This is a genomic window from Lentzea sp. NPDC004789, assembly GCF_053601075.1.
Map to the genome: position 1 here is coordinate 186173 of NZ_JBSGBE010000018.1, position 16319 is coordinate 202491.

The 16319-nt window shown below is 72.2% G+C and carries 13 protein-coding genes; 7 read left to right on the forward strand and 6 right to left on the reverse strand.

Features of this window, described 5'->3' with window-relative positions; genetic code table 11:
- The first annotated feature begins 8 nt into the window (after positions 1–8).
- Positions 9–899, forward strand: coding sequence for an EamA family transporter (locus tag ACWEIJ_RS34225; RefSeq protein ID WP_449841370.1), 891 nt, complete (start codon positions 9–11; stop codon positions 897–899).
- On the opposite strand, the gene ACWEIJ_RS34230 is transcribed toward ACWEIJ_RS34225, so the two are convergent.
- The gene (locus ACWEIJ_RS34230; protein ID WP_449841371.1) at positions 881–1453 is read right to left on the reverse strand and encodes a dihydrofolate reductase family protein; all 573 of its coding nucleotides are present in this window, start codon (positions 1451–1453) and stop codon (positions 881–883) included. The genes ACWEIJ_RS34225 and ACWEIJ_RS34230 overlap by 19 nt on opposite strands.
- 253 nt (positions 1454–1706) lie before the next feature.
- Entirely contained in the window at positions 1707–4460 is a 2754-nt protein-coding gene (locus ACWEIJ_RS34235) for an ATP-binding protein (protein WP_449841372.1), read from the reverse strand.
- 227 nt (positions 4461–4687) lie between these two features.
- On the opposite strand from ACWEIJ_RS34235, the gene ACWEIJ_RS34240 reads away from it, so the two are divergent.
- Genes ACWEIJ_RS34240 through ACWEIJ_RS34250 form a run of 3 tightly spaced genes read left to right on the forward strand, consistent with a single transcriptional unit; the run spans position 4688 to position 5685 of the window.
- A complete protein-coding gene (locus tag ACWEIJ_RS34240; protein WP_355437356.1) occupies positions 4688–4900 on the forward strand; it encodes a hypothetical protein in 213 nt (70 codons plus the stop codon).
- 35 nt (positions 4901–4935) lie between these two features.
- Positions 4936–5295, forward strand: coding sequence for a hypothetical protein (locus ACWEIJ_RS34245; RefSeq protein ID WP_355437354.1), 360 nt, complete (start codon positions 4936–4938; stop codon positions 5293–5295).
- 9 nt (positions 5296–5304) lie between these two features.
- Complete coding sequence (locus ACWEIJ_RS34250; RefSeq protein WP_449841373.1) at positions 5305–5685, forward strand: MerR family transcriptional regulator; 381 nt, start codon at positions 5305–5307, stop codon at positions 5683–5685.
- Here the strand turns inward: ACWEIJ_RS34250 and ACWEIJ_RS34255 are convergent.
- Both ACWEIJ_RS34255 and ACWEIJ_RS34260 read right to left on the reverse strand, forming a co-directional pair.
- Positions 5672–8362 (reverse strand): BTAD domain-containing putative transcriptional regulator, encoded by a 2691-nt coding sequence (locus tag ACWEIJ_RS34255; protein ID WP_449841374.1) that lies wholly within the window; start codon positions 8360–8362, stop codon positions 5672–5674. The two genes, ACWEIJ_RS34250 and ACWEIJ_RS34255, sit on opposite strands and share 14 nt — an antisense overlap.
- A gap of 314 nt (positions 8363–8676) precedes the next feature.
- A complete protein-coding gene (locus ACWEIJ_RS34260; RefSeq protein WP_449841375.1) occupies positions 8677–8967 on the reverse strand; it encodes a hypothetical protein in 291 nt (96 codons plus the stop codon).
- A 228-nt stretch (positions 8968–9195) separates the two neighbouring features.
- On the opposite strand from ACWEIJ_RS34260, the gene ACWEIJ_RS34265 reads away from it, so the two are divergent.
- Entirely contained in the window at positions 9196–10374 is a 1179-nt protein-coding gene (locus ACWEIJ_RS34265; protein WP_449841376.1) for a PucR family transcriptional regulator, read from the forward strand.
- On the opposite strand, the gene ACWEIJ_RS34270 is transcribed toward ACWEIJ_RS34265, so the two are convergent.
- Positions 10356–11873 carry a carboxylesterase/lipase family protein gene (locus tag ACWEIJ_RS34270; RefSeq protein ID WP_449841377.1) on the reverse strand — a complete coding sequence of 506 codons (1518 nt, stop codon included), beginning with the start codon at positions 11871–11873 and terminating at the stop codon, positions 10356–10358. The two genes, ACWEIJ_RS34265 and ACWEIJ_RS34270, sit on opposite strands and share 19 nt — an antisense overlap.
- 138 nt (positions 11874–12011) lie before the next feature.
- Here ACWEIJ_RS34270 and ACWEIJ_RS34275 point away from each other — a divergent pair, with 138 nt between their 5' ends.
- Positions 12012–12377, forward strand: a complete 366-nt coding sequence (locus ACWEIJ_RS34275) for a hypothetical protein (protein ID WP_449841378.1) — start codon at positions 12012–12014, stop codon at positions 12375–12377.
- Positions 12378–12430: 53 nt separating this feature from the next.
- On the opposite strand, the gene ACWEIJ_RS34280 is transcribed toward ACWEIJ_RS34275, so the two are convergent.
- Positions 12431–13285 carry a peptidase inhibitor family I36 protein gene (locus ACWEIJ_RS34280; protein ID WP_449841379.1) on the reverse strand — a complete coding sequence of 285 codons (855 nt, stop codon included), beginning with the start codon at positions 13283–13285 and terminating at the stop codon, positions 12431–12433.
- Positions 13286–13480: 195 nt separating this feature from the next.
- On the opposite strand from ACWEIJ_RS34280, the gene ACWEIJ_RS34285 reads away from it, so the two are divergent.
- Positions 13481–16288, forward strand: a complete 2808-nt coding sequence (locus ACWEIJ_RS34285) for a hypothetical protein (RefSeq protein WP_449841380.1) — start codon at positions 13481–13483, stop codon at positions 16286–16288.
- The last annotated feature ends 31 nt before the right edge of the window (positions 16289–16319 follow it).

Genomic DNA, 16319 nt, shown 5'->3' on the forward strand with positions numbered 1-16319 from the left:
GGGCGGCCGTGAAGGGCAACCGACTGCCGGCGGACTCGGCGATCACCGCGCTGGCTCCGGCGATCTGGGGCAGCACGTACCTCGTCACCACCCAGTTGCTGCCGCCGGACCGGCCGTTGCTCGCCGCGACGGTCCGCGCGTTGCCCGCGGGACTGGTCCTGCTGGCGTTCGGACGCGTTCTGCCCCAGGGCATCTGGTGGTGGCGTGCCCTGGTGCTGGGCACGCTCAACATCGGCGCGTTCTTCTTCCTGCTGTTCGTGGCCGCCTACCACCTGCCGGGCGGGGTCGCGGCGCTCGTCGGCTCGGTCCAGCCGGTGATCGTGCTGGTGCTCGCGGCCGTGCTGCTCGGCGACCGGGTGCGCCTGCCGCACGTGCTGGCGTGCGCCGCGGCTTCGGCCGGGGTCGCGCTGCTGGTCCTGAAAGCCACCGTGCAGCTCGATCTCGTCGGCGTGCTCGCGGCGATCGGCGGCGCGGTGTGCATGGCGTCGGGGATCGTGCTCACGAAACGGTGGCAGCGCCCGGTCAACGTGCTGCTGTTCACCGGCTGGCAGCTGACCGCGGGCGGCATCGTGCTGCTGCCCGCGCTGGTGCTGCTCGAAGGCCTGCCGAGCTCGATCACCGGCACCAACGCGCTCGGCTTCGGTTACCTGATCGTGCTCGGCTCGCTCTTCGCCTACTCGGTCTGGTTCCGCGGCACGGATCGCGTGCCCGCGATCGGGTTGTCGTTCCTCGGGTTCGTCAGCCCGATCGTGGCCACGGTGCTCGGGTACGTCTTCCTCGGCCAGACGCTGTCGTTGCTCCAGCTGGTCGGCGCGCTGACCCTGGTCGCCGCGATCGTGCTGGTGCAGCTGACTGCGGCCAAGCGGCCCGAGCGCGAGCTTCAGCGCACGACGTCGTAGACCAGCTTCTGGATGCCGTTCGAGTACGACTCGCTCTCGACCAGCTTCAGCATCTGCTTGTCCTTGTCGGTCTCGCTGAACAGCCGCTTGCCCGCGCCGAGCAGCAGCGGGAACACCAGCAGGTGGTAGCGGTCGATCAGGCCCGCGTCGGACAGGTTTCGGTTCAGCGTCGCGCTGCCGTGCACGGAGATCGGGCCGCCCTCGGTCTCCTTCAGCGCGGCCACGTCGTCCAGCGAGCGCAGGATCGTGATCTCGCCCCAGTTGTCGACGAGCTGGTCCTCCTTGAGCGTGCTCGACACGACGTACTTCGGCATCACGTTGTACTTCGGGAAGTAGTCGAGCGTCGGCCACACCGGGGAGAACGCCTCGTAGCTGACCCGGCCCATCATCATCGCCGCGGCCTCGTCCTGCTCGCGGCCCTTGATCTCGTAGGCGGCCTCGTCGAACTCGATGTCCTTGAAGGTCCAGCCGGAGCTGCGGTGGCCGGGTTCGCCGCCGGGAGCTTCGACGACGCCGTCGAGCGAGACGAACGCGGTGGCGATCAGGGTGCGCATCGGAGTTCTCCTTGGGGTGTTCTGACGTGCTGTCATCAGTGCGTCGAACGGGAGATGCCCGGGATCGACATCTCGCTCCAGGAAAGTTTCCGGCATCGGTTCCGGCGGCGCTGGACACCCCACCGCGTCCAGCGCCGCCGTCGCCTCAGCGCCGCACCGGACCAGGCCAGCCGTTCGCTCTCATCCTGCTTCCCCCTCTCGAACGCCCGGCATCGCTCGGGCTGGGAAGGAGTGTTCCGGCCCTCGTGTGCACCTACATGCGGGCGGACCCCTCAATTAGTGGCCCGGCGTACCGGATGAGGTCGGCCCTGGAGCCCTGACCGGTGCGGACGCGCAGGCTGGCGACGTGCCGTTCGACCGTCCGGGGGGACAGGAACAGCCGTTCGCCGATCTCGGCGTTGCCGAACCGCTCCACGACGAGCCGCAGCACCTCGAACTCCCGCACCGTGACGCCGGCCTTGCGCAGTTCGGCGGGCACGGTGTCGTGGTCGCGCCGCCGTCGTTGCTTCGGTGCGCCTGCCTCGCGCAGCACCGCGCGGCAGGCGGCGGCGACAGCGCTGACCCCGAGCTGGTGGAAGTGCTCCTCTGCCTCGCGCAACCACTCCAGGGGCTCGCCCCAGCCGTCGGCCAGCGCGGCCGGGCCGGCGAGCCGGAGGCCCAGGTGACGCGGGAGGCCGAGGCCGGTGCTGAGGTCGAGCGCCTCCCGCGCGGCCTCGTTCGCCCGGTCGGCCTGACCGTCCCGGCCGAGCAGGATCGCGCGGCTCCACGCGAAGTACGTGCGGTGCAACCGCACCTGGGAGAGGTGGGACTCGGCGAGCCGGTCGTGCTCCGGCCAGCCCGCCAGCCCGTGCGCGACCCGGACGAGCAGCCGCGGGCCCTGGTAGAACGTGCCGCGCAGGATCCGCGGTTCCGTGACGGACTTCTCCAGCTCGTCGAACTCGGCGAGCGCGCGGTCGTACCGCTCCTCCATGAGCGCGCAGATCGCCGAGGTGTACGACCAGATCTCCTCGGATCCGCCGTGGTCGCGCAGTTGCGCCAACGCCTGGTCGGTCGCCTTGCGGTCGCCGTGCACCGACGCGATGCCCGCCTCGATGGCGACCGCGAGCGCCTTCAGCGCGTGCAGACCGAGCCTCTCGGCGGCCGCTCCCGCGCTGGCGCCGTACTTCGCGGCCTCGTCGTACTCGCCGCGCACGATGCAGGTCGCGCCGAGGTGCAGGTCGGCCGCGACGAGCATGACGATTGCGCCGCTGTGCTCGGCCGCTCGCCTCGCCGCCAGCAGCGCGTCGACGCCGATGGTCAGGTACTTGTCGGTGATGCCGAGCTCCAGCAACGCCCGCAGCCGCCACGCCGCGAGCCCGTGCTGTTCGGCGACCTGCAACCAGCGCTGGAGGTGCTGCCGCGCCTCGGCCAGGTCCTGGCCCCGCGTGCACCGGGTGAGCACTTCCAGGGCTTCGCAGACGATCTCCGGGGTGCCCGTGGCGGCCGCGCGTTCGGCCAGCTCGCGGGCCTTGGGCAGCAGGTCGAGCTGGTTGAGTCCGAGCAGCAGCGCGGCTTTGACGACGTCGACGGCCGCGCTGGGCTCCTTGGTCGCCGCGATCAGGTCCAGCCCGCGTTCCCACTGTCCCGCGACGGCCGCGACCCTGGCCTGTGCCAGGCGCACGGCGGCACGGCGTTGCGGTGTGGTGCGGGACGCGGTGAGGGCCTGCTGCAGCCGTTCTCCCAGCGCGAAGGCCCGTGCGCCGTGGTCGGCCGGCACGACGACCGCGGCCAGCGGCAGCACGGCGGCGAGCGCGTCCAGGAGGTCCGCCGCGAGGTCCGGGTCGTCGCCCAGCAGCGCCTGCCCGCGTTCGAGCAGCTCGACGGCGGTGCCGAACCGTCCCAGCGCGGCCGCGTGCCGTCCGGCCCGCACCAGGCAGCCGACGGCTCTCCGGTTGTCCTCCCCCGCCGCCCACAGCTCGGCGATGAGCTCGAACTCGTTGGGGCGCAACGACTCCGCCGTCCTGGCCGCCGTGCGGGCGAGTGCGGCGCGGGCCGTCGGCGTCAGCCGGCCGCGGATCGCGTCGGCGGTCAGCGCGTGCCGGAACCGGTGGCCGGTGACGAGCTGCGCGCGTTCGGCGTCCTGCAACAGCTTCGTCACGTCCGCGGCGTCGGCGACGGCCGCCACGACGTCGAGCGGGAAGGTGGTGCCGAAGATCGCGGCGGCTTCGAGCAACGCCACGCACTCGGGTCCGAGCGCGTCGACCCGTTGCAGGGTGGCCGCGGCGACCGTGGGCGGCACACCGGCCTGCAGGTCGCCGTTGAGCAGCTCCTCGACCACGAACGGCACGCCGTCGGCGATCCTGGTGAGCGTGGCCAGCACATCGGCGGGCGCCGGTTCACCGAGGCAGTGCCGGGCCAGCTCGGCGACCTCGGCATCGGTCAACCCGTTGAGCCGCAACACACCCGCGACCCGTCTGGCGGCCGCCTCGTGCGCGAGTCGTTGCGCGCCATCGGGATGCGGCCGCAACGTGGCCAGGAGCAGGACGGGCGCGTCCGCGAGGTTGTCGAGCAGGTAGTCCACGACGGCCAGCGTCTCGCCGTCCGCGTCGTGCAGGTCTTCCAGCAGCACCAGGGTCTTCCCGGCCGTGAGCAGCCGCAGCACCGCCTCGGCCCTGACCACGGCCGGATCGGGCACCCCGGCGGGCGCGTCCGGTGTCATCCGCAGGAGCACGGGCAGGTACGCGCCGAGCTGCCTCTCGTCCGGCGCACCGGCCCCGCGGAAGGCCGACAGCACCGCCTCGCACAGCGCCCGCAACGGCACCGCCCGGCTCGCCCGCCCTCGCAGCACGCGGAACCCGCGCCGCCCGGCGTGCCCGACGATCTCCGAAGCCAGCCGCGACTTGCCGATCCCCGGTTCTCCCACCAGGAACATCGCGCCACCGCGCTGGTGCTCGGCCCGCGTCAGCGCGGCCAGCAGTGCCGATGTCTCCTCGCTCCGGCCGACCAGTACGGGGGACGTGAACTGCATGACCCGCGACCCTAGTCCTTGAACCACTTCCACCCGAACCGCCGGACGACGGCCAGCCCGAGCACCACCATCACCGCGTGTGCCGTGAGGCTGCCTCGCGAACCTCACCCTCACCGGCAACCTCACCGCCGGGGAAGCCCGCGCGATCATCCGGTCAGGAATCGAGAAGCACCGCTGACCCCGCGCTCCTACCGTTGTCCACATCAACGACCCGAGAGGACGGCGAAATGAGCGGCAACAAGCGGATCCGGCAGTTCCACCGCGTGGTCAGCATGTTCTTCATGGCCACGGTGGTCTTCACGGCCGTGGCGCTGACGGTGGACAGCTCCGTCGTGTGGGTGTCCTACGTGCCCTTGCTGCCCCTGTTCGTGCTGATGGGGACCGGTGTCTACATGTGGTTCCTGCCGGCCCTCGCCCGCCGCCGGGCCCGCCGGGCTTGACCCTGCACCGCGGTGCAGGGTCCATCGTGATCGCCATGACGCGAGACGTGGCCCGGTGGGGCCGGGCAGGTGCCCTGTACGACCTGGTGGCGAGCGCCGCCTTCCTCACGCCGTGGACCGCTGCCGGGATGCTGAGCCTGTTCGGCACCCCCACCTCCGACCCGATGACGCTGCTGTTCGCGACGTTGTTCGGCACGGTGGTGGTGATGTGGTCCATCGCCCGGTGGCGGCGGCCCGAGCCGTTGCTCATCGGCATCGACACCGCCGGACGTGCCCTGTTCAGCCTGTGGTTCGTCTGGGCGTTGTGGCACGGGCAGACCCACGTCCTGGCGGTCTTCCTGGTGCTGGAGCTGTTCTGGGGCGCGGCGCAGCTCCGCGCCCTGGTCCGGAGGTAGTTTCCCGTGGTGCGCATCTCCGAACTGGCCCGCGCCGCCGGCGTGGGCATCAGCACGGTGCGGTTCTACGAGCGCCGCGGCCTCGTCACGCCCACCACCCGCACCCACGGCGGTTACCGCCACTACGACCACGAGGCGTTGCGGCGGCTGAAGTTCGTCCGGCGCGCCCAGCGGCTCGGTTTCACCCTCACCGAGGTCGAGCAGATCCTGGCCGTGTCCGGGCTCGACACCGACGACCTCGGTGACGTGATCACCGAGAAGGTCACCGAGATCGAGCAACGGGTGCGCGACCTCGAACGCGTGCGTCGCGCGTTGCTGGAGGTGGCCGCCAACGGCGTGCAGGAGCAGTGCCCGGTCCTCGCCGCACTGGATCAGTCTACAGAGGACTGAGCCGGGACCGGGCCGCGTCTGCGTGCGGATGGCCGAGGTCCTCCAGGATCGCGAGCGCCTCCTGCCAGGCCGCCCGCGCCGGCGCCGGGCCACCGGCCGCGAGATGGCTGTCGCCGAGGTGCAGCAGCACGTCGGCGGTCCAGTACCGGTCTCCCAGCGACCGGAACACGTCGAGGGACCGCTGGTAGCAGGCGATGGCCTCGCGGTGATCGCCCCGGTGGTGGTGGATGTAGCCGAGGCTGTCCCAGGTGGAGGCCCGCCCGCCGAGGTCGTCGGGCTCCAGCAGCTCCAGCGCCGCCCGGCACGACGCCAACGCCCGCGCCAGGTCGCCGAGCAACGCCTGGTACCAGCCGACGGCGTTCAGCGCACCCGCCTGGCCACGCCGGTGACCGGCCGCCGCGTACAGGCGCATGGCCTGCGACGAGTGGTGCAGCGCCTGGTCGTGCCGCCCCTGCCGTTCGCACACGTAGGCGAGCTCGCGGTGGGTGAGCGCCTGCCCGGCCGGTTCGCCGGACACGTCGAGGCTGCGCTGCAGGTGGGTGTGGGCGTCGTCGAGGTCGTCCAGCTGCGTGGCCGCGCGGGCCAGGTAGCGGTGGGCGTGGCTCTGCGCCAGCGGATCGGCGAGGCGGACCGCGGCGGCGAGCGCGACCCGGCCGACGGCGGCGAGGTCCGGCCAGTGGCCGCGGCGTTCGAGGAACTCGGCCAGCGCCCACGCCAGGTGCCGGGCGTGCGTGTCGAGCCCGGTGGCGGCGGCCTGGTCGACGGCGGCGAGCAGGACGTGGTGCTCGGCGGTGAACCAGGCCAGCGCCTGCGCGAAGTCCGCCAGGTGCTCGCCGGGCCGCGGCGACGGCGGGGCGATCACGTCCCGCGTCGGGCTCAGCAACCGGGTCGCGGCGTGCGCGGTGTGCACGTAGTGGTCGTGCAACCGGCTCAGCGCGGCACGTCGTTCCGCGTCGGAGTCGTGCAGCTGCGCCTGTTCACCCGCGTAGGCGCGCAACAGGTCGTGGAAGACGTACCGGCCGGGCTGGTGCTCGGTCAGCAGGTGCGCGCGGGTCAGCTCGGCGAGCAACGGCCGCACCGGCCCCGCACCGAACAGGCTCTCCGCGGCCGCGACCGAGACGTCCGGCCCGGGATGCAGGCCGAGCAACCGGAACAGCCGGGCCGCGGCAGGCGTCAACGCGTGGTACGACCAGGAGAACACGGCACGGACGTCGGTCGCCGAGTCACCGCCGTCGAACGGGTCCAGGCCGCCGCGCAGCTCGGCCGCGATCGCCCGCAGCGGAAAGCTCGTGCAGGCCACCCGAGCCGCCACGATCGTCAGCGCGATCGGCAACCCCGCGCACCGGGTGATGATCTCGTCGGCCACCTCGGGCTCCGCCCGCACCCGCGCTGCCCCGAGCCGGCCGGCGAGCAGCGCCTGAGCCTCCACAGTGGACAGAAGGTCCAGCGCGAGCGGGTACGCGCCGTGCGTGGCGACCAGGCCCGCCAACCGGTTCCGGCTGGTCACGACCACCTGACAACCCGGACTGCCCGGCAGCAGCGGCCGGACCTGGTCCGCGTCACGGGCGTTGTCCAGCACGACGAGCACGCGTCTGCCGGCCAGCGCACTGCGGAAGAGCCCGGCCTGCGCGTCCAGGCCCGCCGGAATCCGCTGCGGGTCGACGTCGAGCGCGTCGAGCAACGACCTGACCGCCTCGCCCGGCGCCATCACCGCACCGCTGGGGTCGAACCCGCGCAGGTTGACGTACAGCTGCCCGTCCGGGTACCGCTCGGCCAGCCGATGCGCCCAGTGCACCGCCAGTGCGGTCTTGCCCACTCCCGCGGTACCGGACAGCACGACCGGATGCCCGCCGTCCGCGATCGCGTCGAGCACGGCCAGTTCACGCTCCCGCCCCGCGAACGACCGCGGCGGCGCCGGGAGCTGACGCGGCACGGGCCGGGCCGCCGGCACGAAGCCGATCGCGGCGTCCGCGGTCAGGATCTGCTTGTGCAGCAACCGCAACGCCGGCCCCGGATCGGTGCCCAGCTCGTCGGCCAGCCGCACCCGCACCTGCTCGTACCGCAGCAACGCGTCGGCCTGCCGTCCCGACCGGTACAGCGCCAGCACCAGCTGCCCGGCCAGCCGTTCGTCCAACGGGAACACCGCGGCCGCGGCCTCCAGCTCGGCCAGCACCTCGGTGTGCCGGCCCTGGTCCAGCACCAGGTCGTTGCGGTCGAGCAACGCGGCCAGCCGGCGTCCCTCGACCGACGCCCGCACCCCGTTCAGCCAGGGTGTGTCCAAAGTGGAGAAAGGTTCGCCCCGCCACAACCCGAGCGCCTCGGTGAGCAACGCGACGGCCTGCCCCGGTTCGGCACGCGCGCGTTCGACCAGACGGCCGAACCGGTGCAGGTCCACCGACATCGGGTCGACGGTCAGCACGTAGCCACCCTGCCGTCCGACGACGCGCACGTCGTCCGGCAGCACGTGTCTGAGCCGCGACACGTACCCGGCCACGGCGTTGCGCGCCCGGTGCGGCACCTGCTCACCCCACACCCGGTCGACCAGCACGTCGACCGGCACGAACCGGTTCGCGTCCACCAGCAACGCCACCAGCACGCACCGCTGGCGGGCGTGGCCGACGTCCACGACCCGGCCGTCCACCCGGACCTCGACCGCGCCGAGCAGCCCGAACTCCACCACCGGCTCCCCCTCCGGAGTCCGCTCAAGGCCACCGAGACCTCGCTCGGCGGAGGGGACATTGTTCACCCCGGGCTCGGCGGCCGGTTCGATCCGCCGCTCAGCCGCGGACCTCGTGCGCCGTCCAGGCCAACGTGGCGTGCGCGGCTCGGACGGCAGGCGCCTTAGCGCCGACCGCAGGCCTTCCCCGCCACCTAGGCCAACGTGGAGTGCCGCGGCACGGGCCGCAGGACTTCACCACCGTCCAGGCCAACGTGACGTGCGCGGCTCGGACGGCAGGCGCCACAGCACCGGCCACAGGCCTTCCCCGCCACCTAGGCCAACGTGGAGTGCCCCGGCGCGGGCGGCAGGTCGAGCAGCTGCCCCGCGACGTCGACGAACGCGCCGCCGCACTGCCACAACGTGACGTCGGGATCGACGACGAACGGGTCCGCCGGGTCGACGTCGTCCTGACGCACGCGGTAGGCGAGCGCCTCCGACTCGGAGTACGCGAGCACGGTCTCGTTCGTGCCGCGCCACAACCTGCGGAACATCACGGCGTTGACGCACGTCAGCCGGTCCTGGATGACCGTCCGCTGAAATCCGCGCCGCAGCAACAGCCTCATGCACTCCTGGACACTGCTCGGGTTCTGTGCCAAGTCACCCTGCCCCAGCCGATACGAGCCACCGATTCTGACGGCACGCACGCGTGGCCCCCATCGTCCATCACTCGATCAGGTCAAATGTTTCGGGCAGATGCACAACATCGGTGGTCCTCGTTCGTGCACAGTGCCGACGAATTCGACCGCTTCGGGCGATGGCAAGGGCCAACCGCATGCGCGAGCCTCTGCCGAGTGGTCGACATCCAGGCACCGGACCCGCACGCGCCGCTGTACGAGCGGGCCGCGACGCAGATTCCCAGCATCGCCGAGAAGGTGCTGGAGGCGTTCTTCGCCCGATCGGCGGCCTACCGGCAGCTGCCGCACCAGCTCGTCGACCGCGAGATCACCGAGGCGGTGACCCGCAACCTGCAGGTCTTCCTGCGGGCCCTGCGCGAGCAACGGCCGCCGGCGCCCGACGAGCTGGCCGACCAGATCGCCACGGCCGTCCGCCGGGCTCAGCAGGGCGTGCCCCTCGACGTCGTGCTGAGCACCTACCACGTCGCCGCGCACGTCGGCTGGACGGCGATGGCCGCCGTCACCGAGGAGGACGAGGTCGGCGACCTGCTGGCGACCGTGCCGGCGCTGCTGCAGTTCCTGAGCGCCGCCGTGCCCGCGGTCGCCGCCTCCTACCTGACCGAGCAGCAGGCCCTGCACGCGGAACGCCGCGAGGCGAGCCGCGCGCTGGTGGCCGCGTTGCTGACCGGCCGCGAGGCCGAACCGCTGGCCGAGCGGATCGGCCTCGAACTGTCCACCCACCACGTCGTGCTGGCCGTCCGCGTCGAGACCGGGCCGCACGGCTCGCTGGTGCGCCGCCTGCGCGCCGAACTGCCGAAGCACGCGCTCGCCGCGCTGGACCACGACGGCGGCACCGTCCTGCTGCCCACCACGCCCGACGCGCTCGACGCGGAGCTCGCCGACGCCGCCGAACTGGTGCGCAGGCTGCACACCGCGGCGGGCACCGGGCTGGTGGGCGGGATCGCGGCGGCGGAGAGCCGGGAGGACGTCCCCACCGCCGCACGTCAGGCCGCCGACATCGCCGAGCTCGCGCAACGGCTGGGCCGCCCGTCCGGCGCGTACGTGCTGGACGACGTGCTGCTCGAGTACCAGCTCTGCCGTCCCGGCCCAGGCCGCAAGCGCCTCGCCCGCGTGATGGACCGCCTGGCCGAACACCCCGACCTGCTGCACACGCTCAGGGTGTTCATCAACTGCGACCACAACCGCCACCGGACGGCCGAAAGCCTGCACCTGCACCGCAACACGCTGAACTACCGCCTGCGCCGCGTCACCGAGCTGACCGGCTACAACCCGGCCGACCCCGCGGACGTCCGGCTGCTGGCCGCGTCACTGATCGTTCACGACCTGCGCCCCTGATCCCAGAAGCCGCAGTGGTGCTCCGCGGCCAGGTCGACCGGGCCGACGCGGTCCGGCGCGAACGACTGGACGTACCCGGACCGCGGCCAGCCCGGGTCCCCCGTGGCCGCGAACGCCGCCCAGTCGTGGATCATCCGCTCCGACAGCCGCTGCTGAGCCTCGGTGAACTGGGGCGCATGTCCGCCGAGGTCGAAGAAGTCCCACAGCTCGGACGCGTGCTGAGCGCCGAGGTCCATCTGCGGCGGCACGGGTGACAGCTTCGGTGGTGCCGGATCCGCGAACTCGTAGCCGTAGACCTTCGTCCGGGCGGCGAGCCCGCGTGCCGTCGAGTTCTGGGCGCAGGACCACATCCGGTCCGTGACGAGCGCGGCCCACGCCAGCGCCGGCGACCCGTACCTCTCCGGCGAGTAGACGGCCCTCACCGCCGCTGCCCGCGCACCGAACGTCTCCCTGAGCACCGTCTCGAACGTCTCCGCGCTCATCGGCGCGCCGTTGTCGTAAACGGCGATCCACGGCCTGGCCTCGTCCCGGGTCGTCCCGCTCAGCACCGGCACCCGGTGGAACTGTCCTTTCCGGACGGCGTCACCCGGATAAGCGGGAAGAACCGGCGTGCCGTAAGCGGGTTGGATGAACGCCGTCTGCTGCGCCATCAGGTCACCCACCGGTTTCCCGCGCAGGCAGGCCACATCGGCACACCCCAGCTCGCGCGCGACTTCCGCCCCGTGCGCCGTGACGACGCCCAACGGTTGGAAGATCGTCGCTTCCTGCTCGTGCCGGTACTCGAAGTTGTCGAGCCACCCGGTCTCGCACGACCCGCTCTGCAGCACGGCCTTGTCGAACAACCCCGCCGCACCAGGCGAGGTGAGCTGCGCGCACACGCTCATCGCCCCGGCCGACTGCCCGGCCAGCGTCACGTTGCGCGGATCCCCGCCGAACGCCGCGATGTTGCCCCGCACCCACCGCAACGCGGCCTGCTGGTCCCGCAACCCGAACGTGCCGGACCCGGCCAGGCCGGGCAGGCCGAAAAAACCGAACACCCCGAGCCGGTAGTTGACCGTCACCACGACGACGTCGCCGCGCTCGGCGAACCGCCGCGCGTCGTAGTTGCTCCCGGCACCCAAGAAGAACCCGCCACCGTGCACCCACACCACCACGGGTTTGCGGCCGCCCTTCGACGGCGCCGTCACGTTGAGGTACAGGCAGTCCTCGCTGTCGCTGCCCGTCGGCAACTCCCCCGGCAGTTGCGCACACGCGGGCCCCGGCGCGGTCGCGTCCCGCACGCCGTCCCAGCGCCGCGGTGGCCGCGGGTCACGCCACCGCCCGTCCCCCACGGGCGGCGCCGCGTACGGGATGCCCTCGAACACCCGCGTGTGCCCGCTCACTTCTCCGCGCACGGCCCCATATCCCGTGCGCACAACGGATCCGTCCGCCGCGGCCGCCGTCGTCGCACCGGCCACCAGCGCTGCCGCCACCAGCGGCACCAGCCATCGTCGTTCCACCACAACCCCCTCAGTCGTGGCGCCAAGTCCACATCGGAAGGAGGGTGCGCCGCGAGCCGCGAAGGTCTTCGGCGGCTGCGACGAAGGTGTCACGCGCGCAGGTCCTAAAGCAGTTGCCGCCGTTCCTACGCTCACCGCATGGGGCGCCGCAAGAACCGAAAGCTCACCGTGGGCGAAGACCAGTTCCTCTGGTACGTCAGCCACCGGTGCCATGAGTGCCACGAGGTGCTGCGGTTCCGCAAGATGGGATCGAACGGGCACCTGCTGGTGCTGTTCAAGGGCATGCCCGAAGAGGGTTACCGCATCCAGGACGGGTTGCTGGACAGCGGTCTCGTCCGGCACGCCGACGGCAGGGCGCTGAACCTCCACGAGCCCGGCGTGGCACTGGCGGTGCTCGCCGAGGCCGTTGCCCGCGGCTGGGACGCGAGCTCGAACGCACCCGCGGAGATGAACGGCTGGGAGCTGTTCGACGGCGCGGCGGCCCGTCGCGCGGGCCGCGTCTGACAAGCGGAAAGGCCGCCCACCAGTGGTGAGCGGCCTTCCAGAAGTGGATCAGATCAGTCGCCGTACGGGTTCTGCATCGAGACGTGCACGTGGTCGTAGTGACCACCGGTGACGCCCGAGCCGGCGGTGTAGGTGCGCCAGCCCTCGGAGGACCGCGCGACGCTCCAGATCTTGCCCTGCCAGATCACGTAGCGGACGTCGAGCTTGCTCGCGTACTTCTTCAGCCAGTTGGCGAGCTTCCAGCCCTGCTCCTTCTGCGTCGCGTTCGGGTAGGTGCCGATCGCGTTGGAGATGGTGCAGTCGAGAGCGTTGCCGGTGTTGTGGTTGCTCGTCGACGGCTCGTCGTTGCGGTAGTCGCCGACCCAGCAGTCCTTCTCACCGGTCAGCGAGCGGATCTGGTCGTCCACGAACTGGGTGCGCTTGGTGGCCGCCGGCGCACGGGTGGCCGCGGACGGGTACGGGTTGTCCGCCGGAGCACCGTAGGTGCCGCCGCCGCCACCGCCGCCACTGCCGCTGTCGTTCAGCTTGTGGGAGGCGTTCTCGTTCTTGAGCTCGGAGTTCAGGTTCGCCTTGGCACCGGCCGCGATGGTCTGGTGCGGGCCGGCGTAGCCGCTGTTGAAGTACACCGTGACGGGGTTGCCGGTGCGGTTCCAGACCGAGGCGGCCTCGTTCTTGACGCACAGGCCCTTGCCGTTGCCGTCGCCCTTGAACTCGTAGCAGCTCGGCTGCTCGTCGCCGTAGTCCGAAATCGACGAGTCGAAGTCGGAAACCGAGCCTTCCTGGTTGCTGTTGTAGTACAGGCAGAATTCGCCCGACTCACAGGAACCGTTGCGGTCGGTGGCCGCGGACGCGGGGGAACCGCTGAAGGACACGCTGATCAGCGCACCCATCATGGCGACGAGGGTCATTCTTTTGAACACGGTGTGCCCTTCTTCTTTCGCAGGATCCGGCCCCGCCGGAACTGCCGGAGCCTGCTTCGCAGGGAAGCTCTTGTTTTCGCTGGAGGCAGCATCTCGGCGGCCGCTGACATCTCGCTGACACCCGCCGTCACCGGACCGTCAGCGCGTAAAAACCGCTGGCGCGGGTCCGTCATCATGGAGTCGATGTCCATTCAGCTGGCGTTCGGGGTGAAAACCGGGCCCGGGGTGAGCTGCTGGCTACCCGCGCCCGGTGGTACGGCCGTGCCCGTGGCCGACCGGGCGGGCGCACAGGCTCCGGGTGCCGCCGTCGCGGTCGGGCCGGACGACCCCGAGGCCGCGCGGGCAGCGGTCGGACAGCTCGCCCTGCTGGCCGGCACGGCCGCGGGAGCGGGCGTCGACCTGGGCGGTGGCTTCACCTCGGCACGGCTGGCGGGTGCCCAAGGCGACCGGCGCGACGCGGTGCTGGCGGCGTTGCGGATCCTCGGCGACGAAGGCGCGCACCGCCTGGGCGACCGAACCGCCACGCTGGTGGCGTTGTTCGGCCCGGCGGCGACCAAACGCGTCGGTGCGGCGGCGAACGCGGCGGTCGCCGAAGAGCGCTGGGGAGCTCTGCACCTCGCCTCGGCCGCGTCCGACCTCCTCGGCCCGGAACAGCTCGAACGCGTGCTGGACCTGAGCGCTCCCGACGGCGTCGACCCGTTCCCGCGCGGCGCGGCGTCCACTCTGGCCGGACACCTGGCCCGCGTGCTGGCCGGCTACCGGCCTCCCCGGCGCCTGACGCTGGTCGTCAGCCTCTGGGACCACGTGTGCGACGAGCTGCTCGACCGGCGGCGCCGGGCACTCCGAGCCGCGTCGCAGACCAGCGCGAGCCGCATCCCCAGGCTCGAGTCGCGCTACCACGAGCACTTCGACGAACCGATCCTGACGCAGCTGCGCCAGTTGGAGGGTCTCCAACCGTCACTCGCGGCGGCGGCGCGCTGGCGCCCGCCGATCTGGTGGACGGCGTGGGAGTTCAGCCGCCTGGTGCACGACGCCATCGCCGCCACCGCGCTGCTCCGGTTCGCCAGGACCCTGTCCGACGAAGGCCTTGCCGCGGCCACCGCGAAACACCGTGACGAGCTCGTCGCGGCCGACCTCCTCACCAAGGCCGAACGCGGCAACGCCGCCCGCCGCAGGGAAGGCGACCTCAGGCACCCGGCACGACCCGGCAACTACGTCCACGAGCTGGCCGAGCGGTTGAGTCCGGAAAGGACTGTCACCCCCAAGACCGAGGCCTATGTGCGCACACGCGCGGCCATGGCCCGCAACTACGGCGAGGTCGTTCTCGCCGCCGCCCGCTGCGCGCTGGTGGACAACCTCGGCGAGCCGTTGCACAACTGCCACGACACCTGTCGGCCGTGGGAGGTCCCGAAGCTGCAGAAGTGGCGTGCCGCAACGGGTTTCTCGCGCACGCCGGAGAGCTGGCAGCAACCGCCGCTGGCCGACGCCCACCCCGGCGCCCCGACCGAGCCGCTGGCCCAGCGCCTCGCCGAGGACCCGGCCGCGGACGAGACCCCGCACGACCTGCTCTGGTTCGGTGACCTGGCCGACGCTCTGGCCCCGTTCCACGGCAACGAACGCGCCGAGATCGGCCACGCACGGCCCGTACCGAGCGCGTGGTACGAGCAGTCACCGCCGGAGCGCACCATTTCCGTGCCACTGGCGGCCGCCGGTGCCGCGCAGCTCGTGATGCTCGGCGCCACCCCACCACCGCGCTGCGGCAGCTGGCGGGATCTGGTCGCCGCCCTCGACGCGGACACCGCGATCACCGCGGCCCGCACCGGCGCGTTCCCGGTCCCCGCAGAGGTGGTGGCGATGGCGGAGCAGTCCGTCGGCGGCTGCGCCGTCGAGCTGGGCCGCGACCCCAGGCAGCTCGCCGAGTGGTCCGGCTACATGGGCAACTGCATCGGCGAGTCCTGGTACGCGGACAGGGCCCACAAGGGCCACTGCGTCCTCATCGCGTTCCGCGACCCGGCCGACGGTCGCATCGTCGCGAACCTCGACATCCGCCGCCACACCGGCGGCTGGCACGTGCACGAACTGCGCGCCCGCTTCAACGACGACGTCTCGAACCCGCTCGGAAAGCAGGTCAGGGCCTGGGTCGACAGCATCCCGGCACCCCGGCCGCCCACTCCGGAACCGCTGCTGCCCGTGCCACCGGTGCGCCCACGAGGCGGCTCTCGCCGTTCCGCGGCAGGCCGTCTGCCCGCGGAGCTGGTCAAGGCGCTGGCCACCGCCGTGGAACGCGAGCTGGCCTCGTCGGCCACCGCCTCCGCCCGGCGCACCTACGCGACCCTCGCGCGAAGCCTCGGCCGTCACGCCGACTTCGACCCGGAGGCGGCGGTGATCGCGCTGAACCGCGCGGACTCGCTCGCCGAGGTCCTCCGCACGGCTCTCGACGACGGACTCGACGCGGTGGCGGTCTGGCGGGCGACCCGCGTCCGGCCGCTCGCGTCCGCGGTGGCCCGGCTCGATCCTGACCTGCGGGAACACCACCGTCTCAGCACGCTGACCGACGGCGCGGCACTGCCCAGGACGTTGCGCGCCCTCGTCCGCCGCCCGGAGATCGCCCCGGCGCACGCGATGGACGTGGTGGCACGAGCCCTCTGCACCGCCATGGGCACCTTGGCGACCGATGCGCTGGCCCGGTCGGTGGCACGCCGCCCGTCGCCGGAACTGGTGTGCGCACTGGCGATCGCAGTCACCTGTCAGTCCACATCGGACGACGCCGTGCCGGTGGCCGAGCCGGGAAAGGTCATGATTCCGGGCTTTCCGGCCGGCGATCTGTCCGACGAGCACGGTCCGTGGCAACGCGCACTGCCCGCGGCAGCCGAGCTGGGCGCACCCGTGGACCTGTTCTGGCAGGGCGTCGCCGACCACGGTCTGCTCGTCCCCGCGGCCCTGCTGGGCCAGGGCGGCTGGCAGGCGTTGTGGAGCCGGGCGCACCGGTGAAACGCGGTTTTCGATAGGCCGGCGATATGCG

Excerpts from the sequence above, each read along its gene's own strand:
- ACWEIJ_RS34285 (WP_449841380.1), top strand. The coding sequence starts at position 13,481 with ATGTCCATTCAGCTGGCGTTCGGGGTGAAAACCGGGCCCGGGGTGAGC.
- ACWEIJ_RS34240 (WP_355437356.1), top strand. The coding sequence starts at position 4,688 with ATGAGCGGCAACAAGCGGATCCGGCAGTTCCACCGCGTGGTCAGCATG.
- ACWEIJ_RS34260 (WP_449841375.1), bottom strand. The coding sequence starts at position 8,967 with ATGAGGCTGTTGCTGCGGCGCGGATTTCAGCGGACGGTCATCCAGGAC.
- ACWEIJ_RS34280 (WP_449841379.1), bottom strand. The coding sequence starts at position 13,285 with ATGACCCTCGTCGCCATGATGGGTGCGCTGATCAGCGTGTCCTTCAGC.
- ACWEIJ_RS34275 (WP_449841378.1), top strand. The coding sequence starts at position 12,012 with ATGGGGCGCCGCAAGAACCGAAAGCTCACCGTGGGCGAAGACCAGTTC.
- ACWEIJ_RS34245 (WP_355437354.1), top strand. The coding sequence starts at position 4,936 with ATGACGCGAGACGTGGCCCGGTGGGGCCGGGCAGGTGCCCTGTACGAC.
- ACWEIJ_RS34230 (WP_449841371.1), bottom strand. The coding sequence starts at position 1,453 with ATGCGCACCCTGATCGCCACCGCGTTCGTCTCGCTCGACGGCGTCGTC.
- ACWEIJ_RS34235 (WP_449841372.1), bottom strand. The coding sequence starts at position 4,460 with ATGCAGTTCACGTCCCCCGTACTGGTCGGCCGGAGCGAGGAGACATCG.